The organism is Janthinobacterium algoris (assembly GCF_051380935.1).
Lineage (GTDB): Bacteria > Pseudomonadota > Gammaproteobacteria > Burkholderiales > Burkholderiaceae_D > Janthinobacterium.
This window is the reverse complement of the sequence record NZ_JBNYXZ010000015.1, coordinates 1-25,821: the sequence shown is the minus strand read 5'-3', so window position 1 is coordinate 25,821 and position 25,821 is coordinate 1. Positions and strand designations below refer to the sequence as shown.

The window sequence follows — 25,821 nt, the reverse complement described above, 5'->3', positions numbered from 1 at the left end:
GAAGCTACAGCGGCCGCACGGGGATGCAGATGTCGCAAGAGAATTCGCCGTTGGCCGGGTCCATCGCCGTGGCGGCGGAAAAGCGCTCGAAGCAGGGGCGCTCATCCCATTGCAGGCCGCTGGCCGGCAGCCATTCGCGCGTCATGCGCGTCCATGCGTCGGCGATGGCGCTGGATGGTCCCTTGAACTGTGCCACCGCATAGCGCCCGCCCGGCAGAGTGGTGATGCTGGCCCGGCCACCTGCCTGGAAGCCATCGGGAACGGCGACGCAGGCGTCATAGCGGCATTTGCCTGGCGGCGTGATGCTGGGATCGTCATGGCCGATGCCGTAGCAGGTCGCGTCGCCCAGGCCGTGCGACTGCATCCATGGCGCGACGGTGTCGCGCCAGAAGGCGCTGATGGCGGGGCCGTAAGGGCCGATATGGCGCTGGCACGCCACGGTGGCGGACGGCAGGTCGAGGATGGTAACTTGCATGGGACTCTCTCTATGAAGTGGATTGGAGTGCCCATGGTGCTGGAAGTTCGGCAGCTTTGCCTGATCTGCATTGCGCATGGCCTGATCCGGATTGCTATCTTGCCGGCGCAGGCGCATGGCCGTGAGCATGGCGGCGTTTTTCGCGGCGACGCCGGCGCGCCAGGCTGTCGGCGTGCAGCCGAATTTCAGCTTGAAGGCGCGCGCAAACGCTTCGCCGGAACCGAAACCCGTCGCCAGCGCGATGTCCAGTATCGTTTCGTCGGGGCGCACGGCCAGCCGCAGGGCGGCCGTTTCCAGGCGCCGGCGGCGCGCATAGTCGCCCAGCGTCTCGCCCATCCAGGCGGCGAACACGCGATGAAAGTGGAAACGCGAAAAATGCGCGACGTCGGCCAGCTGCGCCAGATCCAGCGGCGTATCCAGGTGGCGGTCGATATGGTCAAGCACGGCATTCATGCGCCGTGCATATTCGGCGCGGAACTGACCGGATACCGGCTGTTCAAGGGAGGTAGGAGGGGAAGACATGCCGCCGATTATGGCATGAAGTCCACTCCACGCCGCTCTGGCCGTGGCGTTGTCATCCGTCCTGCCTGGCAAGACGGCCCTGTGCTGCGAGCAGGGGGAGTCGTGGGATTGGACCTAGAACTTATAATTGTTGTATAGCAGTGCCGCCAGGACGGCGCCCAGCAGCGGGCCGATGACCGGCACCCAGGCATAGCGCCAATCGCTGTCGCGCTTGCCCGGGATGGGCAGGATGGCGTGCATGATGCGCGGACCGAAGTCACGTGCCGGGCTCATCGCGTAACCCGTGGTGCCGCCGAGCGACACGCCTATGCCCAGTACCAGCAGGGCGACGGGCAAGGCGCTCACGGCGCCCAGTCCGAAGCTTGGCGCCGCCATGTTCAACACGGCAAACACGAGAACGAAGGTGGCGATCATTTCGGCGGCCAGGCTGCCGAAGGTGCCCCGGATCGCCGGGCCGGTGCAAAAGACCGCCAGTTTGGTGTCGCCATCGGGGGTGGCCTCGAAGTGCTTGTAGTAAATCACCCATACCAGAAATGCCCCCATCATGCCACCGAGCATCTGCATGGCGACATAGGCGGGAACCTTTGCCCAAGGGAATTTCCCGACCACCGCCAGTGCCACGGTCACCACCGGATTGAGGTGGCCACCGCTGGCGGCAGCGGTACACAGCACGGCGACAAAGACTGCCATTGCCCAGCCGATGGCGATCACGACCAGGCCGCTGTCGTGGCCCTTGGTTTTTTGCAAGATGACGTTGGCGACCACGCCATTGCCCAGCAGGACGAGCAAAGTGGTGCCGATGAATTCGGCGAATAAAGGATTCATGTGAAGCTTCCAGTGAAGTGTGGGGGATGGGCGCCTGGCGGATCAGACCGCATCGGCCCAGGCTTTGCTGGCGTTGACCGCACGCTGCCATCCTTGTATGTGGGTCTTCACTGTGCTTGCGTCGAGCGCTGGCGTGAAACGGCGGTCCAGTTTCCATTGGTCCTGTATGTCGCTGACATCCTTCCAGTAGCCGACTGCCAGGCCGGCCAGATACGCCGCGCCCAGGGCCGTCGTTTCGCTGATTTGCGGGCGCACCACGTCGACGCCGAGCAGGTCCGATTGGAATTGCATCAACAAATCGTTTGCCACCGCGCCGCCGTCGACGCGCAATTCGGTAATCTTGCCGCCCAAGTCGGCTTCCATGGCCTTCAATACATCCAGCGACTGGTAGGCGATGCTGTCGAGCGCGGCGCGCGCGATGTGGGCCGAGGTGGTGCCGCGCGTCACGCCGAACAGCGTGCCGCGGGCGCGCGGATTCCAATGCGGCGCGCCGAGTCCGGCGAAGGCCGGCACCAGATAGACGCCGTCGCCATGCGGCACCGAGCGCGCCAGCGCCTCGATTTCAGCGGCGCTCTTGATGATGCCGAGCCCGTCGCGCAGCCATTGCACGACCGCGCCGCCGATGAAAATGCTGCCTTCGAGCGCATAGTTGACTTGTTCGCCGATCTGCCATGCAATCGTGGTGACGAGATTGTTCTTCGATTCAATCGGTTTATCGCCCGTGTTCATCACCAGGAAGCAACCTGTGCCATATGTGTTCTTGACCATGCCTGGCTTGGTGCACATCTGGCCGAACAGCGCCGCATGCTGGTCGCCGGCGATGCCGGCCAACGGCACGGCGGAGGCGAACAAGGTGGTTTTGGTGGCGCCGTAGACGGCGGAAGACGGATGGACTTCAGGCAGCATGCTGCGCGGGATATCCATCATGGACAGCAACTCGTCGTCCCATTCCAGCGTGTGGATGTTGAACAGCATGGTGCGCGAGGCGTTAGTGACATCGGTGACGTGCAGCCCTTGCTGCGTGAGATTCCAGACCAGCCAGCTGTCGACAGTGCCGAAGGCGAGCCTGCCCTGGTTGGCGCGTTCGCGCGCCCCTGGAACATTGTCGAGTATCCAGCGGATCTTGGTTGCGGAAAAATATGAATCGATCGGTAAACCGGTTTTTTCCCGCACGATGGCCTCGAGGCCGCGGCCTTTCAGCTCATCGCAGAAATCGGCCGTGCGGCGGTCTTGCCAGACGATGGCGTTGTACACCGGCCGGCCGGTCTCGCGGTCCCAGACGATGGTGGTTTCGCGCTGGTTGGTGATGCCGATGGCGGCGATCGATGCGCCATTCAATCCCGCATGCGTGACGGCTTCGGCGGCGACGCCGGCCTGCGTCGACCAGATATCCTGTGGGTCATGCTCGACCCAACCCGGCTGCGGATATATTTGCGGGAATTCCTTTTGTGCTACCGAGACGATGTTGCCGGCCCGATCAAATAACACCGCGCGCGAGCTTGTCGTTCCCTGATCGAGCGCAAGAATGTATTGGTCCTTCATCGCCATCTTCTGCATGTCTTCTCTCCGTCTATAGTTGATTTTTTTTGCCGGTCTTTGCCGCGCCGGTCGCTCGGTAAAACTGTCATCCCGTGTCCATGGAGATGGCCCAGGCAAGGCTAGGCCGCGAGGAACGGTGCGCATGGCCGGCCTTCGGCGCGGCGAACGCCATTCGCCTCGATACCGGCGTGCCTACATCCCTACTGTGTCTCCATCCCAACTCTCAGGCTTGTTTTTTCAAGCGCTCATCTCATGCATCGACATCTGTTTGATCCATTCCTCCAGACGCGCCACATGCCGTGGCTGGCAGTACAAGCCGCATTTGCTTCTGCGCCAAAGGATGTCTTCGGCGCTGCGCGCCCATTCCACCGCAAACAGATAACGCGCTTCCTGTTCGTACACGCCGGGCGTCAGTTCCTCGCCCAGCTCCGTCATATTCTTTGCCGTGCCGAGCATGCGCCTGGCGCGGGTGCCGTAACAGCGCGCATAACGTTGCGCCAGCTTGCCCGGCAGCCATGGGTACTGGGCGTGCAATTGTTGTGCAAAGCGCTCGAAGTCGATGTTCTCAACCAGTGCGCCCGCTTGCTCCAGGTCGCCGCCCGGCAAGGGTGCCGAGGCGGTCCAGTCCGGCGCATCGCGGCCCAGGCGCGGCTGCAGCATGGCCAGCGCTTCTTCCGACAGTTTCCGGTAAGTGGTGATCTTGCCGCCCCAGATATTGAGGAAGGGGGCGGTGTTCGGGTCGCATTCGAGCAGGTAGTCGCGCGTCACCGCCGAGGCGTTTTGCGCGCTGTCGTCGAGCAGCGGACGCACCCCGGAATAGGTCCAGACCACGTCGCTCGGTGCAATCTGTTTGGTGAAGTAACGGTTGGCCACCTCGCACAGATAGCGCACTTCGCCGTCGCTGATCGTCACCTTGCCGGGTTCACCGGTATATTCCAGGTCGGTGGTGCCGATCAGGGTGAATTCGTTCTGATAGGGAATCGCGAAGATGATGCGTTTGTCCTGGTTCTGAAAAATATAGGCGTAAGGGTGGTCGAACAGGCGCGGCACGATGATGTGGCTGCCCTTGACCAGCCGCAGCCCGTGCGTATTGCTCACGCCCGAGGCGGCGTTGGCGAATTGCGCGGTCCAGGGGCCGGCGGCATTCACGATGGCGCGCGCCGTCACCTCGATGCGGCCATGCTGCTCGCTCTCCAGCGTGGCGTGCCAGCCCTGGCCTTCCTGGCGTACCGCCGCGCAGCGGGTGCGGGTCAGGATGTTGGCGCCGCGTTCGCTGGCGTCCAGCGCATTGAGCACCACCAGGCGCGCATCGTCCACCCAGCCGTCGGAGTAGACGAAGCCCTTGCGGAAATCGCCTTTCAGCGGCCCGCCCGCCACGTGCTGGCGCAGCGACACGCCTTCCGAGGCCGGCAGGAAAGTGCGTCGCGCCAGATGGTCATACAGGAACAGTCCGGCACGGATCATCCAGGCTGGCCGTTGCCCGGCATCGTGAGGCATGACGAATCGCAGCGGCCACATGATGTGCGGTGCAGTGCGCAACAGCAATTCGCGTTCCTGCAAGGCCTTGCGCACCAGCTTGAATTCGTAATACTCGAGATAACGCAGCCCGCCGTGTATCAGTTTTGTGCTGGCCGAGGACGTGTGCTGAGCCAGATCGTGCTGCTCGCACAGGATGACGCGCAAACCGCGGCCTGCCGCATCGCGCGCGATACCGACGCCGTTGATGCCGCCGCCGACGATTAAAAGATCACAGTCCTGTTGCGCTAGCTGCTTGATTGTCGATTGCATCATGATCCTGGAGGTGGTGATAGGCCGCTATGGGCTACAAAAAGTGCATGGTTTCAGCTTGTTTTTTTCATTCAGCCACGCAGTCGCTAGCATGCGCCTTCGTGCCACTGCCATTGGCGCATGCAAGTGTTCATGCGACCAGGAAGAAAAATGCGCTGAAGTGAAGAATAATGCGCTTTTTTTTCTGTATTTTACGCATGTTCGAAAATTTAACAACATAAATTTCTTCTTTTTTGTTCGTTTGGATTCGTTTCGGCAGAATGACAATATCGGCCATGCGCAGCGGTGCATAGGCCAGTTGCTCGCCACTTGCCTTGGCGCACGGACGTTCGCCGATCATCGATTCCGGCAGGAGTGCCGAATAAGTCGCCATGGCATAGGCATGGCATCAGAGGATGCGGGGTGGGGGAGATAAAGAGGCGCTGGGCTGGACCTGGGGGCTATCCAGTTCAACCATAGTGAGGATGACAGAAGCGTCGCTGGCGCTCTGCGAGAACGCCGACTTCACTTTACGGTATGCAGGAGCCTATCCCGGCAGGGGAGGCATGCATGTGCCGGGACAGGCTTCCAGCCTGATTTCAGTTGGATTTCAGTTGGATTTCAGTTGGATTTCAGTTTGGTTCAGGCCGCGTTCAACGCCTGTTCCAGATCTTCGCGCAAGTCGTCGATATGCTCGATGCCCACGGACAGGCGCAGCATGTCTTCGGACACGCCGGCCTTGGCCAGTTCTTCGGCATTGAGCTGGCGGTGCGTGGTCGACGCCGGGTGGGTGGCCAGCGACTTGGCGTCGCCGATGTTGACCAGGCGCGTAAACAGTTGCAGGGCGTCGAGCACGCGTGCGCCAGCCGCGCGCGGGTCCGGGTTGACATTCGCACCGTCTGCCAGCTTCAGGCCGAAGGACAAAATGCCCGAGGCGCGGCCGTTCATGTATTTTTTCACCAGCGCGTGGTCCGGGTGGTCTTCCAGGCCAGCGTAGTTGACCCACGCGACTTTCGGATGCTGCTTCAGGTGTTTGGCCAGGGCCAGGGTGTTGTCGCAGATGCGGTCCATGCGCAGGGCCAGGGTCTCGATGCCCTGGATCAGCTGGAAGGCGCTCAAAGGCGAAATCGCCGCGCCCATGTTGCGCAGCGGGACGACGCGCGCGCGGCCGATGAAGGCGGCGGGGCCGAACGCTTCCGTGTAGACCACGCCATGATACGACACGTCCGGTTCGTTCAAGCGCTTGAAGCGCTCCTTGTGTTCTGCCCATGGAAATTTGCCGCTGTCGACGATGGCGCCGCCCACGGTGGTGCCGTGGCCGCCCAGGTATTTGGTCAGCGAATGGACGACGATGTCGGCGCCGTGCTCGATGGGGCGGAATAAATAGGGGCTCGGTACCGTGTTATCGACGATCAGCGGGATGCCGTGCGCGTGTGCGATCTCGGCCAGCTTCGCTACATCGGTGACATTGCCCAGCGGGTTGCCAATCGATTCGCAGAAGATGGCCTTGGTGCGCGAGTCGATCAGGGCGGCGAAGGTCTCGGGCTGGCGCGCATCGGCAAAGCGCACTTCGATGCCGATCTGCGGCAAGGTGTGGGCAAACAGGTTGTAAGTGCCGCCATACAGCTGGCTGGCGGAGATGAAATTGTCGCCCGCTTCGGCGATGGTCTGTATCGCGTAGGTGATCGCCGCCATGCCCGACGCCACGGCCAGCGCGGCCACGCCGCCTTCCAGCGCAGCGACCCTCTTTTCCAGCACGTCCTGCGTGGGGTTCATGATGCGCGTGTAGATATTGCCGGCAACCTTGAGGTCGAACAGGTCGGCGCCATGCTGGGCATTGTCGAAGGCGTAGGCCACCGTCTGGTAGATGGGGACGGCGGCGGCCTTGGTGGTCGGGTCGGGGGTGTAGCCGGCGTGCACGGCCAGGGTTTCGATTCTCATGTGGTCTCCGGTGTCGATGGTATGCGGTGGTGAAATCCGCAGCCATTGTGCCATGCGCCACTTGCCAGGCTGTTACGCTTGATAGAATATTTAGTCATAAGCTAAGTAATCCTCGGGAAAATATTGTGAATTTATGACGAACAGAACCGGATGCTGTGCAAGGCGCCTGCAGCGACGCAGTGCGAGCACTGCTAGCTGCGGGCAACACCGCACAGCGCCGGTTATGGAAGTCAGAAAACACAATAATTTATTGGGGGTTACTTAGTGCTATCTTGATATAAGTCATTCAGCTGTGCCAACGCGATGAAACGTTCATGCGTGCCGTGCTGGGCGCAGGCAAACGCGCCGCCGATGGCGCCGCGGCGCATGGCGGCGTCGATGCCCGCGCCATCCAGCCATGCCTGCAAGAAAGCGGCGACGAAGGAGTCGCCCGCGCCATTCGTGTCCACCACGGGCAAGTCCAGTTGCGCGCACGGATAGTGGCGCGCGGATGCGCTGCCCCGTTCCAGCACATACGCGCCGTCCGCTCCGGCCATGGCGACCACGGCTTGCGCGCGACCTTGCTCCATGATGGCGCGCATGACGGACTGCGTGCGTTCGCCCAGTGCGGCCGTGCTGAGGAACACCAGGTCGGCGCGCAGGGCAAAGACTTGGTGGTGCGGGTTGACGCCATCCCAGTCGTGCAAATCGGTCGACACCGTGGTGCCGCATACCAGCGCATCGTCAAACAGCGCCGCCACCCAGCCCATGATGGAAAAGTGCGCGTGGCGCGCGGGGCCAAGGTAGGGCAGGTAAAAGGCGGACGGCATGCGCACGTCTTCCGGGTGGCGGCCATCGTATAGCGACAGCCGGCGCCCTTGCGGGTCGACCAGGTTGACGCTGCGCCGCGTGCCCGAGGGTTCGACGAGGTGTGAAAAATCGAGTTTTGCATCTTTATAGCGCTGCAGGATGGCCGCGCCTTGCGCATCGTCGCCGATGAAGTCGATGAACTTGCAGCGCAAGCCCAGCGCATGGCAGCCCAACGCCACGCCATTGCCCGTGTGCGCCACGTAATCGCGGATGGGCGGCACGTGCAGCGAATCGGCCACGGGTAGTTGCAGGGAAGGGACGCGCACTATTGTGTCGATGCCGGCGCCGCCGACCACTAAAATGTCATAGGTACTCATGGTGCAGCTTTCTCCAGCAGGACGGTGCCGGCCGCGTTTACCGCGATGGCGCCATCTTTGACGATGTAGGTTTGATTGGTGTAGGCGTCACGTAGCGGAGTGCCGTCGGCGAACACGCCGTGCACCTTCAGTTCGATGGTGCCCAGTGCCTCCGGCACGGCGATGATGGCGTCCTCTTTCGTCACGCGGGCGAACGCATACGGCTGTTCATGGATGAACCTATGTTCGCCGCGCGCCAGGGCAGGGTGGCGCAAGCGGAACTGGCCCAGCTTGCGCGCATGCGCCAGGGTGGCAGAGTCGAGCGAGTTCCAGTTCATATCGGAGCGCGTCGCCTGCTGTTCGTCGCCGATGGGCGCCGCGCCAGGCTGGCGCGCGCTTTCATCGCCATAAAACAGCTGCACGCCACCCGGCGCAAGTAGCAGGGCACTCAAGCCGTGTTTCAGCCGGTCGCGCGGGAACAGGCTGGTGTCGTGCGACGAGATGTACGACAGGATGTCATGGCGGGGCTCATTGCCAATGCGCTTGCCCAGCAAGCCCGCGTACTGGCGGTACACGCCATCGATGCTTTTCCAGTCGCCGGCCGCGCGGTGTTGAAAATCGAAATTGATCATCGAATCGAAACCGGCGTCATGCCAGCTGCTGCGCTCCGGGCCATGGCCCCACGCTTCGCCCGTCATCCAGAATGGCGCATCGTCGATTTTCTGTTGCGGATGACGTGTTTTCCAGTCGGCCAGGGCATCGGTGGCGGCCGCGCGCAGGGCCAGCCAACTGGCCGCCTCCACGTGCTTGACGGTGTCGGCGCGAAAACCGTCGACGCCGAATTCGCGCACCCAGTCGGCCAGCCAGTGGACCAAGTAAGCGCGCACGGTGGTGTCGGGCAGGGCGACGGCGCGTGTGTCGGCCTTGCGCTGCAGGATGGGCGGCAAGCCCACGGCTTTGCTGCTTTCGGTACGGAAGTCGGGCAAATACGCCAGCTGCATGGTGAAATCATCCTTGCCGCCCTCGGGGTAGCCGGGCAAGCCGGCGCGCACCCAGTCCGGGCCCCACCACTGCTTGAATTCGAAGTTGTTGTAGTCGATGAAGCTGTGATAGTCGCGCAGCACGGCCTTTTCATGGCCAGGCCACAGCACGGGCACCTTGTATTCGGCCAGGGTGCGCAAGTCCGCGTAGCCGGGATGGTTCAGCACCACGTCGAACAGCACGCGGATGCCTTGCGCGTGGGCCGTGTCTATCATTTCGCGCAATTCTTCGCGCGTGCCCATGTTCGCATCCATGGTGGTGTAGTCGAGCGCCCAGTAGCCGTGGTAGGCGTAGTGCCGGAATTGCTGCTTGCCGCCGACTACCCAGCCGTGTATCTGCTCGTACGGCGCCGTGATCCACAGGGCGTTGACGCCCAGGTCGCGGAAGTAGCCGGCTTTTAGTTGTTGCGTGATGCCGGCGATATCGCCGCCGTGAAAGCTGCCGACATCACCGCCTGCCGGGTCGGCGGCGCGGCCATAACTGTGGTCGTTGCCGGGATTGCCGTTGGCGTAACGGTCCGTGACGGCGAAGTAGACGATGGGGTTTTCAGAGAATGTTGCTGAAACCTTGCTCCCTGCCTGCGCCGAAGCGCTCAAGAGCAGGGCGGCCAGCGTAGTCAGGGCGCGGTGCATGGTCAGCCCTTCACGCCGCCAGCCGTTAAGCCGGAGATCATCCATTTTTGCGCCAGCAGGAATACGGCCGTGATGGGCAGGCCGGACAAAATGGCTGCCGCAGCGAAGTCGCCCCACAGGTATTTTTGCTCGTACAGGAACAGTTTCGAACCGACGGCCAGGGTCAGGTTGTTCTGTTCATGCAGCAGCACGGAGGCGATCGGGTATTCGATGATGGCGCCGATGAACGACAACAAAAACACCACCATCAGGATGGGCACCGTCATCGGCAGCAGCACGTAGACAAACGCTTGCCATTGCGTGGCGCCGTCGACCTTGGCTGCTTCCTCGATTTCGACGGGGATGGTTTGATAGTAGCCCTTGATGGTCCAGATATGCAGGGCGATGCCGCCCGTGTAGGCCAGCACCAGGCTGCCGTGGTGGTCGATGCCCAGCCACGGCACGTAGCTGCCCAGCACATCGAAGATGGCGTAGATGGCGACCAGGGCCAGCACGGCGGGGAACATCTGCAGCAGCATCAGCGCGGACAGGGTTTGCGACTTGAAGCGGAACTGCATGCGCGCGAATGCATACGCGCAGGTGGTCGACAGCAGCACGGTAACGGTGGCGCTCATGCTGGCCACCTTGATGGAATTCCATAGCCACAGCAGTACGGGGAAATCCGGCTCGACCAGGGCGCCGTTGGGCGCCTGGTAAGACATGCCCAGCGCCAATCGCCAGTGCTCGAAGCTGATCTCGGGCGGTATCAAACTGCCCGAGGCGAAGTTGCCGGGCCGCAGGGAGATCGACAAAATCATCAGGAAGGGAAACATCACCAACGCGATCAGCGCGATCACGGCGACGTGGGCCGCCAGGATGCGCCAGCGGTTGGAACGGTCGACAACGATAGCCATGAACTGTCCTTTATGCTTTGTTCATGCGCGTCAGGCGCATGTTGACCAGCGAAATCGCGGCCACGAGGAAGAAGATCAGGGTCGAGATGGCGGCGGCCAGGCCAAAGTTCTGGCCGGAATCCTCGAACGCGATGCGGTAGGTATAGGACACCAGCAAGTCCGTCGTGCCGGCCGGCAGCGTCGTGTCGAGAAAATCGGGACGCCCGCCCGTCAGCAAACTGATCAGTACGAAATTATTGAAGTTGAAACCCAGGCTGGCCACCATCAAGGGCGTGAGCGGCTTGATGATCAACGGCAGGGTGATCTTGAAGAAATTCGTCAGCGGTCCCGCGCCGGCCAGGGCCGAGGCTTCATACAGGTCCGACGGGATCGCCTTGATCAAGCCCATGCACACCACCATCATGTAGGGGTAGCCGAGCCAGGTGTTGACGATCAGGATCATGGCTTTGGCCAGGGTGGTGTCCGAGAACCAGGCGGGCTTGATGCCGAACAGGGCGTCGAGCACCAGGTTGATTTCGCCAAAGTTGTTATTGAACAAGCCCTTGAAGACGAGGATGGAAATGAAACCCGGCACGGCGTATGGCAGGAACAGCAGGGTGCGGTACAGGCCGCGGAAGCGCAGCGCATCCCAGTTCAAGAGCACGGCCAGCACCATGCCCAGGCCCGTGGTGGTGGCCACGCTGATCAGGGCGAAAACGATGGTCCACACGAAAATACGCAGGAAGGGGCCGCGGAACGCTTCGTCGGAGAAAATCTTCACGAAGTTGGCAAAGCCCACATTCACCTTGAAGCCCGGTTCCAGCTTCGTGCCATCCGGCATTTCATAAAAACCCGTCTTGAAGTTCGGTTTGACCAGCTCGCCCGTGGCGATTTTCTTCAGGGTTAGGTCGGGCAATTGCTTGTAGACATGCGCGACGGGGCCGAATTCGCGCAAGCCCACCATGCGCAGCTCGATCCTGTTCGGCAGGATGAGTGTCAGCAGCTTCAAGTCCTTTTGCAGAGCGATGATGTCCTTGATGGGCAGCGGCGGGGCCAGCACGGGCGCTTGCACGGGGTCCAGCGGCGCCACTTCCACCTTCAGGGGCACGGCGCGCTTGAGGGCCAGCGGCTGCGTCAGCAGCACTTCACCCGTGTCCGGGCTTTCCAGGCGCAAGCGGTATTCCTTGTTGTCGGCATGCACGGTCAGCGCGTAGCCCGTGCTTTCCACGCGCTGCGTCTCGTCGAGCAGGTATTGCGTGGCCCGTTCGTAGGTGAGCAGGTTGCGCGAACTGAAATTGGTAAAGCCGATCGACACCGTGTACACCATCGGCAGCAGCACGAAGACGATGACCGCCGTGATGCCGGGAAACAGATAACGGTAGGCATAGGCGCGCGGCGATGTGAAGACAAACGTCGTCAGGGTCAGCAAGCCGAGGAAAACGGCGGCCAGCATGGTCTGGCCGGAAATGTACAACATGAAGAGCAGATACAGACCCAGCGCCATGCTGATGGTCAATACCGTAGGGCCGATAAACTTGCGCACGATGGGATACCTGTGAAGATGGTGAAAGACCTGGGGGGCATGCGCGCCAGTGGCGCGCATGCCGATCCCGCAGGGGCAAGCCCCTTGAAATGACTTAGTTCGCCGTCGTGATCCGCTTCGCCGCCGCGTCCAGGCCATCCTTGGTCGTCTGGCGGCCTTGCGTGATGTTTTCCAGCGCCGATTGCATCGACGACCAGAAGCGGCCCATTTCCGGGTTGTTCGGCATCGGGCGGCCCGCTTGGGCGCTTTCCATCGTGGCCTGGATATTCGGGTTGGCTTTCAATTCCGCGAACAGCACCTTGTTCGCTGGCGTGCCCAGCGGGACGTCGGCGTTGATGGTTTTCAGGCCATTGAGCTGCAGCATCTGGTTTTCCAGGAATTCCGTCGCCAGGTCCTTGTTCGGGCTGGCTTTAGAAATCATCGCGCCCAGCACGCCCACGAATGGGGTGGCCGTCTTGCCTGCGACGGTAGGGATCGTTGCCACGCCGAAGTTGATCTTCGACTTGCGCGCGTTGTCCCACGACCATGGACCGTTGATCATCATGGCGATCTTGCCCTGGTTGAAGCCGGCTTCCATTTCCGCGTAGCCCGCGCCCTTCGGCATGGCGCCGCTGTTGATCAGGGTCATCAGCGCATTCACGCCCGCTTGCGAACCGGCATTGTTGACGCCTGTCTTGGCCGCATCGTAGCGTCCATCGGACTTGACTTCAAACGGGAAGCCGCCACCCGCACCCAGCAAAGGCCAGGTGAAATAGGTATTCGTGTAATCCCACAGGATGGCTTTTTTACCCTGCGCAGACAATTTCTTGTCCAGCGCGGCAATTTCCTCGAAGGTTTTCGGCGGGTTCGGCACCAGGTCCTTGTTGTAGACGAGGGCGACGGCTTCGATGGAGATCGGGTAGCCCCAGGTCTTGCCGCCCACCGTAAAGGCGTTCCAGGCCAGCGGCAGGATGGCGGCGCGCGCTTCCTTGCTTGGCGTCAATGGTTGCAGCAAGCCGGCGTCGATCCAGGTGCCGATGCGGTCATGCGGCCAGATCCAGATGTCCGGGCCCTTGCCGGCGGCGGCTGCTTGCTGGAATTTGTTCGGTGCATCTTCCGGGTGCTCGACGACGACTTTGATGCCCGTCTTCTTGGTGAATTCCTCGCCGACCTTGGCCAGGCCCTTGTAACCCTTGTCGCCATTGATCCAGATCAAGAGGGTGCCTGCTTCGGCCGCGTTCGCCATGCTGACGGCGGCCAGGTTGCCGATGCCGGCCAGAGCGGCGGCGATCAGGGTGGTTTTGATGAAGCTGCGTTTTGGGTGTGTGAAGGACATGTCAATCTCCAGTGTCTTTTTTTATGCTAAGTTTATGTTGAGTATCAAGGCTGAAACGATACAACCAGGCCAGGCGGCGCCTGTAGCGCCTGGCCCCTTAAAGCCGGGTGTCAGGTACGGGTCTGGCCATGCTCGTCGAACACGTGGACGCGGGCGGGCGCCACTTGCAGCGCAACGCTCTGGCCAATGGCCCAGTCCGTGTCTGCATCGGCGCGCACCACCAGCGGCTCATCGCCGCCCGGTACTTGCACATACAGATAGCTGATGTCGCCCAGCTTTTCCACCGCTTGCACGGTGGCCGTAATGGCGGCTGCGGCGCCGGGCACGCAAGCTTGCACGTGTTCGGGACGCGCGCCGATGGTGACGGACGTGCCGCTGGCCAGCGGCTGCTGGAGTGCGGCCTGCAGCATGCCGCCCGCCTTGGTGGCGATGGTGGCCACGCCGTCGGCGTAGCTATGGACCTTGCCTTTGAGGAAGTTCATGCGGGGCGAACCGAGGAAACCGGCCACGAACAGATTGGCGGGGTGGTGGTACAGCTCCAGTGGTGCGCCCACCTGTTCGATGCGGCCCGCGTTGAGCACGACGATGCGGTCGGCCAGGGTCATCGCTTCGACCTGGTCATGCGTGACGTAAATCATGGTCGAGCGCAATTCGCGGTGCAAATTCGCCAGTTCGATGCGCATCTGCACGCGCAGCGATGCGTCCAGGTTGGACAGCGGTTCGTCGAACAGGAAGACGTCAGGCTTGCGCACGATGGCGCGGCCGATGGCCACGCGCTGGCGCTGGCCGCCCGACAAGTCTTTTGGTTTGCGTTCGAGCAAAGGTTCGATGCGCAGGATTTGCGCGGCGCGCTGCACGGCGTCGGCAATCTGTACGCGGCTCTGTCCGGCCAGTTTCAGGCCAAACGCCATGTTTTGCGCCACGCTCATGTGCGGGTACAGGGCGTAGCTCTGGAACACCATGGCGATGCCGCGCTTGGCAGGCGGCACATCGTTCATGCGCGTCTTGCCGATGAACAAATCGCCGCCGCTGATTTCTTCCAGGCCGCAGATGCTGCGCAGCAAGGTGGATTTGCCGCAACCCGATGGGCCCACGAAGACCATGAATTCGCCATCGGCGATCTCCAGGTCAATGCCGTGCAGGGTTTGCACGTCGCCATATGCCTTCTTCAGGCCTGTTAACTTCAGTCCAGCCATGTCTGTCGTCCTCAATCTGTCAATTCGGCCCCGCTGATACGCGGGGCTCGTTATTGTAATTGGCGGCATGGCCGCCAAAGCCTGCGATTTACGCCAGGGTGCCGAACCAGCCGCCATGCGGGGGCAAGCTGACCTGTTGGCCATCTTTGCTACCCGGCAAGCCGTGACCTGCCAGGTCGGCCGCTGGCGCCGCATCCGGCCAAGCGAACGTGACCGATTCCGTGCCCAGGTTGAAGGCGGCCAGCACGGATGCTTGGCCGGGCAAGTCGCGGCGCAGGGCCAACACAGGTTCGGGCGCATCGAAGAAAACGATGTCGCCGCGCAGCAACTGCGGCAGGGTGCGGCGCCAGGCGAGGATGTTTTGCGCAAAGCGCAGCGGTGAGGCGCTATCGTGTTCTTCGACGTCAACGGCGCGCGCCAGATGTTCCGGAGGCACGGGCAACCAAGGCGTGGCATTGCTGAAGCCTCCATGCGGCGCTTCGGCCACCCACGGCATCGGCGTGCGGCAGCCGTCGCGGCCCTTGAACTGGGGCCAGAACGGGATGCCGTATGGGTCTTGCAGTGCCTCGAAAGGAATGTCCGCTTCCGTCAGGGCCAGCTCGTCGCCCTGGTACAGGCACGGCGTGCCTTTCAACGCCGCCTGCACGGCCAGCACGACCTTGGCCAGGGATGGCGACGGGTTTTCGCCGCCCCAGCGCGTCATGACGCGCACGCTGTCGTGGTTGCCCACGGACCAGGAAGCCCAGCCGTCGGCCACCTGGGCCTCGAATTCTTCCACTTGCGTGCGGATGTGCTCGGCCGAAAACTCCGCCGTCAGCAAGTTGAAACTGTAAGCCATGTGCAGCTTGTCGGCGCCTGTGTAGGCAGCCATGGTGGCCAACGCATTGTCGTCGCCCACTTCGCCGATGGAAATGGCTTGATATTCGTCAAGCACGGCGCGCACGCGTTGCAGGTAGGCGATGTTTTCCGGCTGCGTCTTGTCGTACACGTGCGCTTGCATGCCGTACGGGTTGATGGCCGACACGCTGCTCGCGTCGCGTTGCGCGGCTGGCGGATTGTCGCGCAGCAGCTGGTCGTGATACGGGAAGTTGCAGGAATCGAAGCGGAAGCCGTCGACGCCGCGCTCCAGCCAGAAACGCAGGTTGTCCAACTGGGCTTGCTGCACGGCCGGGTTGTGGAAGTTCAGGTCGGGCTGGCTGGCGAGGAAATCGTGAAGATAGTACTGACCGCGGCGCGGCTCCCATTGCCATGCGGAACCGCCGAATACGGACAGCCAGTTATTCGGCGCCGTGCCGTCCGGTTTCTGGTCAGCCCACACATACCAGTCGGCCTTGGCATTGTCGCGGCTGGAGCGGCTTTCCACGAACCAAGGGTGGTTGTCGGACGAGTGCGATAGCACCTGATCGATCATCACTTTCAAGCCCAGTTCATGGGCGCGCGCCACCAGGCGGTCGAAATCGGCCAAAGTACCAAACATGGGGTCGACATCGCAGAAGTCGGCCACGTCGTAGCCGAAGTCTTTCATCGGCGACGTGAAGAAGGGCGAAATCCAGACGATGTCGGCGCCCAGGGCGGCGATGTATGCAAGTTTCGATGTGATGCCGGGCAAGTCGCCGATGCCGTCGCCATTGCTGTCGAGGAAGCTGCGTGGATAGACCTGGTAGATGACGGCGCTGCGCCACCAGTCGGCGGGCAGGTGGGCGAGATTGTTTTGGATGGTCGGCATGAATGATTTCTTAAAAGTTGCCTGTAGCCTTGGCTATCAGGGCAGCGCTGCTGGTTGGTAGGCGAACGTCTTATTTTAAAATTCAAAGCGCTTTGGGTATGAAATGAGTATAGTTCAAAGCGCTTTGAAAAGTAAAGCGATACACGCACGAGACATACGATTTTTTTATGAGGGTAATTCAGGACAACGCGGCGGCACCGCTGGCCAACTGGCCGGCGGTGCCGGGAATACGGGATTGGCTAGTTTGGCACGGGGCCGGCCGACTCGCCCGGCAGCAGTTCGCACGGCCACAGTTCCTGCAAATCGGTGACGGGCGTGCCATCCATCAGGGCCAGCAGCATGTGGATCATCTTCGCGCCGGCGCCGCGCGGGTCGGGCTGGACGACGGTGGTGACGTTGTGGCCGGCCAGGGAGTCTTCCATTACGCCCCAGACGATCAGCGACATCTCGCTGCCGATGGCGATGCCCGCGTCGAGCAGGGCGCGCACGGCGCCCACGCCCGACATGTGATTGTCGACGATGACGGCGGTGGGACGGGGCGAGCGGGCCAGCAGGCGCTGCATCGCCTGGTAGCCGGCGCGGCGGTCGTGCGCATTGTCGACCAGGTTGTCCGGGTCGATGGCCAGGCCGCCGGCCTGCATGGCGTGCTGGAAACTCTCGACGCGCTGGCGCACGAAGTTCAGGTCCGGCGTGGCGCTGATCAGGCCGATGCGCTGGTGGCCCAGCTGCGCCAGGCGCTCGACGGCCAGACGCATGCCCGCCTCGTTGTCGTAGTCAAACCAGGCATGCGGCTGGTTCAGCTGCGTGCGGCCATGCGCGACAAAGGGCATGCCCTGCTGCGCCAGGTAGGCGATGCGCTCGTCGAACGGCTTGGTGCGTCCGACCACCAGCCCGTCGATGCGGCGTCCTTTGACCATGCGTTCATAAGTGTGGAATTCGTTGCCTGCCGAAGCGGGCGCGATCATCATGTCCATCTGCTGCGCTTCCAGCGCTTCCGACATGCCGCCCACAATTTCGATGAACATGGGGTCGGCCAGGTCGTTCGGCATCAGCGGATAGATGATGCCGACGATATTCGTGCGCCCCACGGCCAGGCTGCGCGCCATGGGATTGGGGCGGTAGCCGGCCGCCTGCGCGGCGGCCAGCACCCGTTCGCGCGTGCGTTCACTCACTTCCGGATAGCCATTCAAGGCGCGGCTGACGGTGGTTTCGGATATTCCTAGCGTTTTGGCGAGATTTTTGAGGTTCATGAATGCTGCAGTCGGGGTCTATCCTGGGTGGGTCTTGCCGCTACCGGCATCCTGCCGGTGGGCGGGAGCGGTGCAGTGCAATGCGATTAGGGGTAGTTTATCTGATAAATGCCGGAATGATCAGGGTCATGGCGACCGGCGGCAGCGCCCAAAAAAATACGCGGGCAAACCCAGGGGCGCCCGCGCTAAAAGAGGATACTGCTGAATCACTACATTGAAGCTGCCGGCCATCGCGTGCAGCGGCGAAATGGTGGGTCCGGATACTGCCTGCCCCTGGATGAGCGGGCGGTGTTGCTGCCTGTGGCAAGCGTCCATGGACGCTTGCCAAAGTTCTAGCGGCCTGCGATTACCACCAGCTTTCCACTTGGAAGCCGACGGAGCTGCCATTGGTCTTGCCACCGAACACGCCCGTCGACGACAGCGCCGATTCCGCGGCGGCCGCCGACTGGGCTGCCTTGTTCCATTTGGCGTAGGTGTAGAAGGCGCGCAGCACGGGGCGCGACCAGAAGCTGTTGCCGGCCGACAGTTGCGGGGCAAAGGTCAGCTTGGTCAGGTTGCGGCTTTCGCCGCCTTCCGGCTTGACGATGTCATGACCCAGTTCCACGGCCAGGCTGTAGTTGTCCGTGAAGTGGTAGACGGGACGCGCGCCGATCGACGTCCACTTGCTGCTCACGCCTGCCGATTCCTTGTCTTCGTAGACGAAGGTACCCATGCCCGACCAGGCGCCTTTGGGCTGGATCATGATTTGTTCCGTCAGGCGCACGACCTTGTCGTCCTTGCTGGCGCCCAGGCTGAAGCCGCCCGTGTTGGCGGCGCTGCCTTTGCCGTACTGTAAGGCCACCTTGTTGAAGCCGCCCAGCAGATTGCCTTGCGTATGCATGATGGTCAGCAAGTGGCCGCTGGCGATGGGGGCCGCGCCTTGCGCATTGCGTTTCTGGTTGAATTGCAGGCCCAGCGTCAGTTCACCATCCGGGTTGACCTTGATGCCGGAGAAGCGCAAGTCGTGGGACAGGCCCATGCGCTTGCTGTCGCCGTCATCGGCCGTGCGCACGATGGCGTAGGCCAGCTTGGCGGCGCCCAGGTCGATGTTTTCCAGGCCGGCGCCCGGGCCGCTGTTATTCCAGAAGTAGTAATCGGTGATATGCACGTCCTGGCGGTCGTAGTAGCGCTTGCCGACCCAGGCGCGCGCTTCGGCGAAGGCGCCCGTGCCGATCTTGTCGGCTACCACGTTCATTTCGCGCCACGACGGGTCCGATTGCTCCCAGTCCTGGTTCTGGTTGACGGAGAACGCCACCAGGGTATTGATGCGGAAGGTGGTGCCGTTGGCTGCCTTGAAGGCTTCGCCGCCGAATTTCAGCTCGCCGTAGGTTTCGCACTCATTGCCCAGACGATACTTGGACGAGGCACCGGCCAAGCCGAAGCAAGCTTCCTTGCCACCTTCGCTGCTGGTGCCGAAGCCCGAGCGGATGTAGCCGCCGAAGTCGATCGGCAGGGCAGCCTGGGCCGACGCGCTCAAGGCCATCAGCACTGCCGCTGGCAATGTTTTCAAGAAAAATTTGTTCATTGTGTCTCCAGTGTTTTTATAGGTGTGGGATCGGCGCGCATCACTTCGCACAACCAAAGCGCTTTAACTATGTTTCAAAGCGCTTTGAGTATAGTTCAAAGCGCTTTGATCAGTAAACTAGTTTTGTTCTTGGAAATTTTTTAAGTGTTGCGGAGAAACATCAGGATGGCTGGCGACGCGTGGGGCGCCGCCGGATGCTGCGGGGGAGGGCATTGGCGTTACGGGTATGTGGGCGGCTTAGTTTTGCGCCTTGCAAGCGGGCAGGGTGGCCGAGTCCGTTGCTGCAGGGGCCGGATGACGCAAAAAGGCCAGGATCAACAGGGCTGAGACGGTGGTAATGCTGGCCAGCACATACAGCAAGTGGCGGAAGGCCGTGCCGTAGGCTTGCGCCAGGTCGGCCGCGCCCACTTGGGGCAGCAAGGTACTCGCATGGCGCAGCTCGCCCAGCGCCAGGAAGGGCCCGGCGTGCGCCGCCTGTTCCGCGCCAATGCCAGCAATGCCGGCGCCGCTCAGCGCCGTGACAGTAAGCGTGCCCAGCAGCGCACTGACGATGGCCAGCGCCAACCCTTCGCCCGCCACGCGCGTCGTGTTGAAAATGCCGGCCGCCATGCCGGCCTGTTCGACGGGCACGACGCTGATGGCCAGGCCATCCATCAAGCCCCAGGGCAGGCTGATGCCGCAGCCGATCAGCAGCAGCGGTCCCAGCAAGCTAGCGGGCGCCTGGCCCGGCGCGCAGGTGGAGAGCCATAGCAAGCCGCCCACCGCCAGCAGCAGGCCGCTGGCGCAAATGTGCGCGGGGGCAATGCGCTGCGCTGCCATGCCGGCCACGATCGGCAGCACCAACATGGGCGTAGACAGGGCAATCATCATGCGTCCCGCCTCCAGCGCGCTGTAGCCTTCGATGCCGATGAAGCGGGCCGGCAGCAACACCAGCAGCACGACAAAGGAAAACGCGGGCGCGGCCGCCAGCAGTTGCACGCCGGCAAAGGCTGGTAGGCGGAATAGCGACAGGTCCAGCATGGGTCGCGCGGCGCGCCGCTCCGCGCGGATGAACGCGGCCAGCAGCAAGGCCGCGCCACCCAGCAGGCCCAGGCTGGCGGCGCTGCCCCAGCCGCTGTCGGGCGCCTGCAGCAAGCCATAGGTAAACAGGGAGAGAGCGCCAGTAAACGTCAGGGCGCCAGGCCAGTCTACCCCTTGCGCCTGCGGGTCGCGCGATTCGCGCATGGCGCGCGCGGCGGCCAGCAGGGCGGTCAGACCGGCCGCGGCCGTGGCGACAAAAATAGCGCGCCAGCCCGTATGCGTGATCAATGTGCCTGCCAGGAAGGGGCCGAAGGCCAGCCCTACGCCGAAAGCCGTGCCGATCAGGCTGAAGGCGCGCGCGCGGGCCGGGCCGTCGAATTCCTGCGCCAGGGCCGCCAGTCCGCTCGATAGGGCCATGGCGCAACCCAGGCCCTGGACGGCGCGCAGTACATCGAGCCACAGGATGGCGGGTGCGGCCGACAGTGCCAGTGCGGCGGCGGAAAACACACCCATGCCCAGCAAGAACACGCGCTTGCGGCCGTAGCGGTCGGCCAGCGCGCCGGCTGCCATCAGGCAAGCGCCAAAGCTGAGCATGAAGGCATTCGTGATCCACGCCAGCGCCAGCGGCGTGCCGTGCAGGTCGGCGGCAATGGCGGGGATGGCGATGGCGGGGCCCGTAAAACTGAGCGGCATGCACAGCGCGGCCAGGCAGACGGCGGCCAGCACGAAGGCGCGCCTTGCCGGGGAGGCAGGCTTCATACGATGATTCGTATCCATGGGAATGATTCCAGAAAGAGGGAGTCTGATGATAATATGGACGTAATCCATGAGAAAGTGGCTGAAAATCCACTCATAACGGACAAATATTCCCTAATTCAAATGGCGGGGTGGCATGGATAATTTGAACGGCATCGCCGCCTTCGTGCGTGCGGCGGAAACTTCCAGTTATGTGGCGGCCGGGCGGCTGCTCGGGGTGTCGGCCTCGGCCGTGGGCAAGAGCGTGGCGCGGCTGGAAGAAAAGCTGGGCGTGCGCCTGCTCAACCGCAGTACGCGGCGCATCAGCCTGAGCAACGAGGGCGCGCTGTTTTACGAGCGTTGCCAGCGCATCCTGGCCGACCTCGGTGATGCCGAGGCGGAATTGTCGCAGCTGGCCGTGGCGCCACGCGGCAAGCTCAAGGTTAGCCTGCCCGTGATCGGCTACCGCATCATCCTGCCCTTGCTGGCGGACTTTACGCACCGGTACCCGGAGATCGAGCTCGACCTCGATTTCAACGACCGCCTGGTCGACCTGGTGGCCGAAGGCGTTGACGTGGCCGTGCGCAGTGGCACCCTGACCGATTCGCGGCTGATGGCGCGCGAACTGGGGCCGTTTGCCTTTGCCATCGTCGGCTCTCCCGCGTATTTCGTCCGGCATGGCGTGCCGGCCACGCCGCGCGCGCTGGAGGAACACGCCTGCGTGCGCTATAAATTTCCCAGCACGGGCAAGTTGCAGGAATGGACGTTGCAGCGCGCCGCTGGCGACAGCGGCAGCGAGTTGCGCTTGCCAACGGCCTTGACCTGCAACAATATCGAAGCGCTTATCGGCGCTGCCACGCAGGGCGTGGGCCTCGCTTACCTGCCCGACTTTATCGTGCGCGACGCCATCGCGCGCGGCGACCTGCAAGCCGTGCTGGCCGACTACCTGCTGTACGCGAGCAAGTTCTGGGTGCTGTGGCCGTCGAGCCGCCATCTGTCGCCCAAAATTCGCGTCTTTGTTGACCACTTGTGTACCCACCTGCACTTTTCTTCGTCCCCTCCCGACCCAGCCTAGCTGCGCTGATCTCGCTGGCCGCCGCACTGGCGGCGGGTTGCGGAATATTCCTACCCCAAAGAGATTATTCCTAACCGCGCTGGATTTATATTTGCTGCGCCGCATCACGCCATGCCGCAAGGCATCAGCTTATGGTCTTTCTGAATACCGGTCATGCGTTATGGAAATTGCCATAAGGAATTTATTTATGTTAATTTCATATCTGTTTCTGCAACATTACATCGGCGAGGTGCTTGCGGGTGCATGCGCAGGATTAGGCGCCATAAGCGTGTAGTAACCAACAATTAACGGGTGGTAACCCCGTTCCGTTCAGGGAGTGTGCATGAAGACAGTGATGACGACGCCGCCGAATCCGGCGCCAGTTGCGACAGCGAAACCGGCCCGTAAAACGGGTCTGCTGCTAGGTGGCGGTGCACCAAATTCCACCCTGATCGCCGGTGCCCTGGCCGCTTTCCTCGATGAGGGCATCGAGTTCGATGTCATTTCCGCCTCGGGCGCCGGTGTGCTGATGGGCCTGCTTTACACGACGCCGCACGAGGCCACGCCGCGCCAGGCCTTGCAAAGCTGGGCCGACACGGGTGTGGCCGACAGCATCTACAAGATGATTCCGATCAACTATAAGGTGTTCCAGAAGCCGGGCATGCATGCGAGCACTTTCCGCGATGCTTTCCAGCCGCCGGCCAACAATCCTTTTTTTCAGGCGTTCCAGCAAACGTTTGCGGGCGTGCCCACGGCTTGGTCGGACTGGGGCAAGCTGATGGTGTCGTCGCTGTCGCCATCGGACCTGTCGGCGAAAAGCCTGGGCCTGTGCGCGCACTTGCCGTTCCTGGAAAAAGCCGTGGATTTCTCGGGCGTGGCGCGCATGCGCCCCGATTTCTACATCAATGCCTACAATCTCAGCGAGCACCGCATGCAAATCTGGGGCAAGCACGAGATCGAAGCTATCCATGTGCGCGCGGCCCTGTCGTTTCCCTTCCTGTATGCGCCCACGACCATCGCCGGCGACGACTACATCGAAGGCGCGGCGCTCGATACGCTCAATTTCGAGCCATTTATCGAAGGCAAGGGCGAGCACCATGATGCCGACACCCTGGTCATTCTCGACATCCTGGGCGACGAGCGCTTGCTGCGCAAGCCGCGCAACCTGTACGACGCCTGGGTGCGCTCCATCATCACGCCGCTGGTGAAAATTTCTAAGAGCGAACTGCGCCTGTTCGAGCTCGAACACAACACCGACGCGCGCACGGGCCAGCCCAAGCGGCGTTTGCTCAAGCTCGACTTGATGGGCGGCATTCCGGAGCAGCACTGGCCCGACACCCTGGACTGGTCCAGCTCGAACATGCAGCTGCTATTCGACGTGGGCCACAAGGCGGGCCTGGCGTTTTGCCGCCAGCATGGCGACTTGCTGCGCCGCACGCCCGACGCTTCCCCGCTGGCGGCCTAGCCCGGCAACCGATCCCCGGCCACCTGATCGGCAGCTACTCATCCTGCCTGGCCTTGCCAGGCACTCTTTTTACTGTGAAACACCATGAATATCACCAAGCAATTAATTCTGACCCTGACCATCGCCTTGCTGGCCCTGCTATTGCTGGGTGCCGGCGGCGCCTTCCAGCTGCAGCGCGCCCAGGAGCGTTTCGATACCGTGCAAAACCGCATCATCCCCAGCATCCAGGGCTTGAATGCGGCCAAGGGCTTCCTGGCCGACTCGCGCCTTGCCGGCTACCGTTTGTCCGTGTTCTCGAACCTGGCCGACAAGACGGCGCTGGACAAGGCCGTGGCCGACGCCAATACGAATTTCGACAAGGTCATCGCCACTTACCGCGCCGAGCGTCTGTACGACGCGACGGACAGCAAGATGCTCGACGCCGACCAGGCCGCCATGGAAGCTTACCGCCGCGCGCTCGTGCCATTCTTTGCCGCCGCCTACGCGGGCGACATGGATGGCGTGCGCGCCACCTTGATGGCCGGCACGCCGCTGGCCATCACGGCGGCAGCCGCGAAAAAAAGCATGGATGACCATATCGCTTACAACAACAAGCTGGTCGATGACGTGAAGGCCGAAAGCCTGGCCGCCTACGACACGGCGTTCAACACCATGCTGGCGGTGCTGGGCGTGGCCGTTCTGCTGACGGGCGCGCTGGCCTGGCATATCTACCGCACCATCAGCGGCGGCCTGGGCGATATCGAACACACGCTGGAGCGCGTCAGCGCCTCGCTGGACCTGTCGGCCGCCATGCCCGTCGAGCGCATGGATGAAGTGGGGCGCACGGCCACCGCCTTCAATAAATTCCTGGAACGCATAGTCGACGTGATCGCCACCGTGCGCACGTCGGCCGATACGGTCAGCGTGGCGGCCGCGCAGATTTCCGCCGGCAACGCGGACTTGTCCGTGCGCACGGAGCAGCAAGCGTCGTCGCTGGAAGAAACGGCGTCCAGCCTGGAAGAGCTGACCTCGGCGGTGCGCCAGAATACGGACAATGCGCGCCAGGCGAACTCGCTGGCCGTGTCCGCTTCGGACGTGGCCCGCAAGGGCGGCGCCGTGGTGGCGCAAGTGGTGGGCACGATGGGTTCGATCAACGAGTCGGCAAAGAAGATCGCCGACATTATCGGCGTGATCGACGGCATTGCCTTCCAAACCAATATTTTGGCGCTGAACGCGGCCGTCGAAGCGGCCCGTGCGGGCGAGCAGGGCCGTGGCTTTGCCGTGGTGGCCACCGAGGTGCGCAACTTGGCGCAGCGCTCGGCGGCTGCCGCCAAGGAAATCAAGGGCTTGATCGAGGATTCCGTGGATAAAGTCAACACGGGCAGCGCACTGGTTGATCAGGCGGGCGCGACGATGGAAGAAATCGTCGCCAGCATCTTGCGCGTGACGGACATCATGGGCGACATCGCCAACGCCAGCCACGAGCAAAGCGCCGGTATCGAGCAGGTGAACCAGGCCATTTCGCAAATGGACCAGGTCACCCAGCAAAACGCGGCCCTGGTGGAAGAGGCAGCCGCAGCCGCTTCCTCGCTGCAAGACCGCGCCGTGGAACTGGTCGAGGTGGTGGCCGTGTTCCGGCTGCGTGGCGATAGCCAGGCAAAAGCGTTGAAGCTGGCCGGCGGCTTGCCGGCCCCGGCTGCCGCCGCTACCAGCCGGCGTCTGGCGCTGCCCGGCCGCAGCGCCCGCGGTTAGACCATGTGGTTGCCCCGGTACGTCGGGGTTTTTGTGGTGGCGCTGCCCCCTGTGGTAGCGTTGATGTTCTGCACCTGTGACGGGGAAGTAACGTTGACGGGCTGGCAGTGCGGAAGACGGGGGGGCACCCGTCTCCTTGCTAGGCAGGGAGCCTGATTAGCTTTCGGGCGCGTGAGTCCGCTTTCGGCCCAGGCCGTGTAAAAACGCAGAATCAGGCCCTGCCAGGAGAACTATACATGCCGATGCGTGTTGTGCGTCTCGTTAGGCCGCGCAGAGCGCCGTGCCGAGTTTCCGGGTTTCCCGATTGAGGCAGCACGGCAATCGCGCCAATCACGCGCTGTAGGTTCAGTAAAAGGGCATACGCCCTGACCGCTTCCATCATGCCGACGACACCAAGCGACGTTATCAAACGCTTGAGGTTATAGGCGAGTACGTGCAGGCTCATTTCGGTCTTCACGCGCTC

20 protein-coding genes are annotated in these 25,821 nt (G+C 62.5%); 3 read left to right on the top strand and 17 right to left on the bottom strand.

Annotated elements, in window-relative coordinates; genetic code table 11:
* Nucleotides 1-4 precede the first annotated feature (4 nt).
* The 16 genes from ACQ4W7_RS20815 to ACQ4W7_RS20740 all read right to left on the bottom strand — a co-directional run bounded on the left by ACQ4W7_RS20815 (nucleotide 5) and on the right by ACQ4W7_RS20740 (nucleotide 21,132).
* Complete coding sequence (locus ACQ4W7_RS20815; protein WP_436532934.1) at nucleotides 5-997, bottom strand: AraC family transcriptional regulator; 993 nt, start codon at nucleotides 995-997, stop codon at nucleotides 5-7.
* 114 nt (nucleotides 998-1,111) lie between these two features.
* A complete protein-coding gene (locus ACQ4W7_RS20810; protein WP_436532932.1) occupies nucleotides 1,112-1,822 on the bottom strand; it encodes an MIP/aquaporin family protein in 711 nt (236 codons plus the stop codon).
* Between the two features lie 42 nt (nucleotides 1,823-1,864).
* Nucleotides 1,865-3,364 carry a glycerol kinase GlpK gene (gene glpK / locus ACQ4W7_RS20805; protein ID WP_436533111.1) on the bottom strand — a complete coding sequence of 500 codons (1,500 nt, stop codon included), beginning with the start codon at nucleotides 3,362-3,364 and terminating at the stop codon, nucleotides 1,865-1,867.
* Nucleotides 3,365-3,598: 234 nt separating this feature from the next.
* A complete protein-coding gene (gene glpD / locus ACQ4W7_RS20800; RefSeq protein ID WP_436532930.1) occupies nucleotides 3,599-5,152 on the bottom strand; it encodes a glycerol-3-phosphate dehydrogenase in 1,554 nt (517 codons plus the stop codon).
* A gap of 127 nt (nucleotides 5,153-5,279) precedes the next feature.
* A complete protein-coding gene (locus ACQ4W7_RS20795; RefSeq protein ID WP_436532928.1) occupies nucleotides 5,280-5,522 on the bottom strand; it encodes a hypothetical protein in 243 nt (80 codons plus the stop codon).
* 248 nt (nucleotides 5,523-5,770) lie between these two features.
* Entirely contained in the window at nucleotides 5,771-7,069 is a 1,299-nt protein-coding gene (locus ACQ4W7_RS20790; protein ID WP_436532926.1) for an O-acetylhomoserine aminocarboxypropyltransferase/cysteine synthase family protein, read from the bottom strand.
* A gap of 257 nt (nucleotides 7,070-7,326) precedes the next feature.
* Nucleotides 7,327-8,235 carry a carbohydrate kinase family protein gene (locus tag ACQ4W7_RS20785; RefSeq protein ID WP_436532924.1) on the bottom strand — a complete coding sequence of 303 codons (909 nt, stop codon included), beginning with the start codon at nucleotides 8,233-8,235 and terminating at the stop codon, nucleotides 7,327-7,329.
* Nucleotides 8,232-9,932: an alpha-amylase family glycosyl hydrolase gene (locus ACQ4W7_RS20780; protein ID WP_436532922.1), complete on the bottom strand. Its 1,701-nt coding sequence runs from the start codon at nucleotides 9,930-9,932 to the stop codon at nucleotides 8,232-8,234. The genes ACQ4W7_RS20785 and ACQ4W7_RS20780 overlap by 4 nt, the downstream gene beginning before the upstream one ends.
* Entirely contained in the window at nucleotides 9,890-10,780 is an 891-nt protein-coding gene (malG, locus tag ACQ4W7_RS20775; RefSeq protein ID WP_070218276.1) for a maltose ABC transporter permease MalG, read from the bottom strand. The genes ACQ4W7_RS20780 and malG overlap by 43 nt, the downstream gene beginning before the upstream one ends.
* 10 nt (nucleotides 10,781-10,790) lie before the next feature.
* On the bottom strand, nucleotides 10,791-12,302 hold the full coding sequence (gene malF, locus ACQ4W7_RS20770; protein ID WP_436532920.1) for a maltose ABC transporter permease MalF: 1,512 nt from the start codon (nucleotides 12,300-12,302) through the stop codon (nucleotides 10,791-10,793).
* A 94-nt stretch (nucleotides 12,303-12,396) separates the two neighbouring features.
* Complete coding sequence (gene malE, locus ACQ4W7_RS20765) at nucleotides 12,397-13,617, bottom strand: maltose/maltodextrin ABC transporter substrate-binding protein MalE (RefSeq protein ID WP_426074913.1); 1,221 nt, start codon at nucleotides 13,615-13,617, stop codon at nucleotides 12,397-12,399.
* A 110-nt stretch (nucleotides 13,618-13,727) separates the two neighbouring features.
* Complete coding sequence (locus ACQ4W7_RS20760) at nucleotides 13,728-14,813, bottom strand: ABC transporter ATP-binding protein (RefSeq protein ID WP_426074914.1); 1,086 nt, start codon at nucleotides 14,811-14,813, stop codon at nucleotides 13,728-13,730.
* Between the two features lie 88 nt (nucleotides 14,814-14,901).
* Nucleotides 14,902-16,539 carry an alpha-amylase family glycosyl hydrolase gene (locus tag ACQ4W7_RS20755; protein ID WP_436532918.1) on the bottom strand — a complete coding sequence of 546 codons (1,638 nt, stop codon included), beginning with the start codon at nucleotides 16,537-16,539 and terminating at the stop codon, nucleotides 14,902-14,904.
* A 239-nt stretch (nucleotides 16,540-16,778) separates the two neighbouring features.
* Entirely contained in the window at nucleotides 16,779-17,789 is a 1,011-nt protein-coding gene (locus ACQ4W7_RS20750) for a substrate-binding domain-containing protein (protein ID WP_426074916.1), read from the bottom strand.
* A 346-nt stretch (nucleotides 17,790-18,135) separates the two neighbouring features.
* Nucleotides 18,136-19,353 (bottom strand): maltoporin, encoded by a 1,218-nt coding sequence (locus ACQ4W7_RS20745; protein WP_436532915.1) that lies wholly within the window; start codon nucleotides 19,351-19,353, stop codon nucleotides 18,136-18,138.
* Nucleotides 19,354-19,590: 237 nt separating this feature from the next.
* The gene (locus ACQ4W7_RS20740) at nucleotides 19,591-21,132 is read right to left on the bottom strand and encodes an MFS transporter (RefSeq protein WP_436532913.1); all 1,542 of its coding nucleotides are present in this window, start codon (nucleotides 21,130-21,132) and stop codon (nucleotides 19,591-19,593) included.
* 133 nt (nucleotides 21,133-21,265) lie between these two features.
* On the opposite strand from ACQ4W7_RS20740, the gene ACQ4W7_RS20735 reads away from it, so the two are divergent.
* The 3 genes from ACQ4W7_RS20735 to ACQ4W7_RS20725 all read left to right on the top strand — a co-directional run bounded on the left by ACQ4W7_RS20735 (nucleotide 21,266) and on the right by ACQ4W7_RS20725 (nucleotide 25,358).
* The gene (locus ACQ4W7_RS20735) at nucleotides 21,266-22,183 is read left to right on the top strand and encodes a LysR family transcriptional regulator (RefSeq protein ID WP_436532911.1); all 918 of its coding nucleotides are present in this window, start codon (nucleotides 21,266-21,268) and stop codon (nucleotides 22,181-22,183) included.
* A gap of 322 nt (nucleotides 22,184-22,505) precedes the next feature.
* A complete protein-coding gene (locus ACQ4W7_RS20730) occupies nucleotides 22,506-23,627 on the top strand; it encodes a patatin-like phospholipase family protein (protein ID WP_436532909.1) in 1,122 nt (373 codons plus the stop codon).
* Nucleotides 23,628-23,711: 84 nt separating this feature from the next.
* On the top strand, nucleotides 23,712-25,358 hold the full coding sequence (locus ACQ4W7_RS20725) for a methyl-accepting chemotaxis protein (protein WP_436532907.1): 1,647 nt from the start codon (nucleotides 23,712-23,714) through the stop codon (nucleotides 25,356-25,358).
* A 211-nt stretch (nucleotides 25,359-25,569) separates the two neighbouring features.
* Here the strand turns inward: ACQ4W7_RS20725 and ACQ4W7_RS20720 are convergent.
* Nucleotides 25,570-25,821, bottom strand: a 252-nt coding sequence (locus tag ACQ4W7_RS20720; RefSeq protein WP_436533118.1) for a hypothetical protein, incomplete at its 5' end; no start/stop codon positions are given.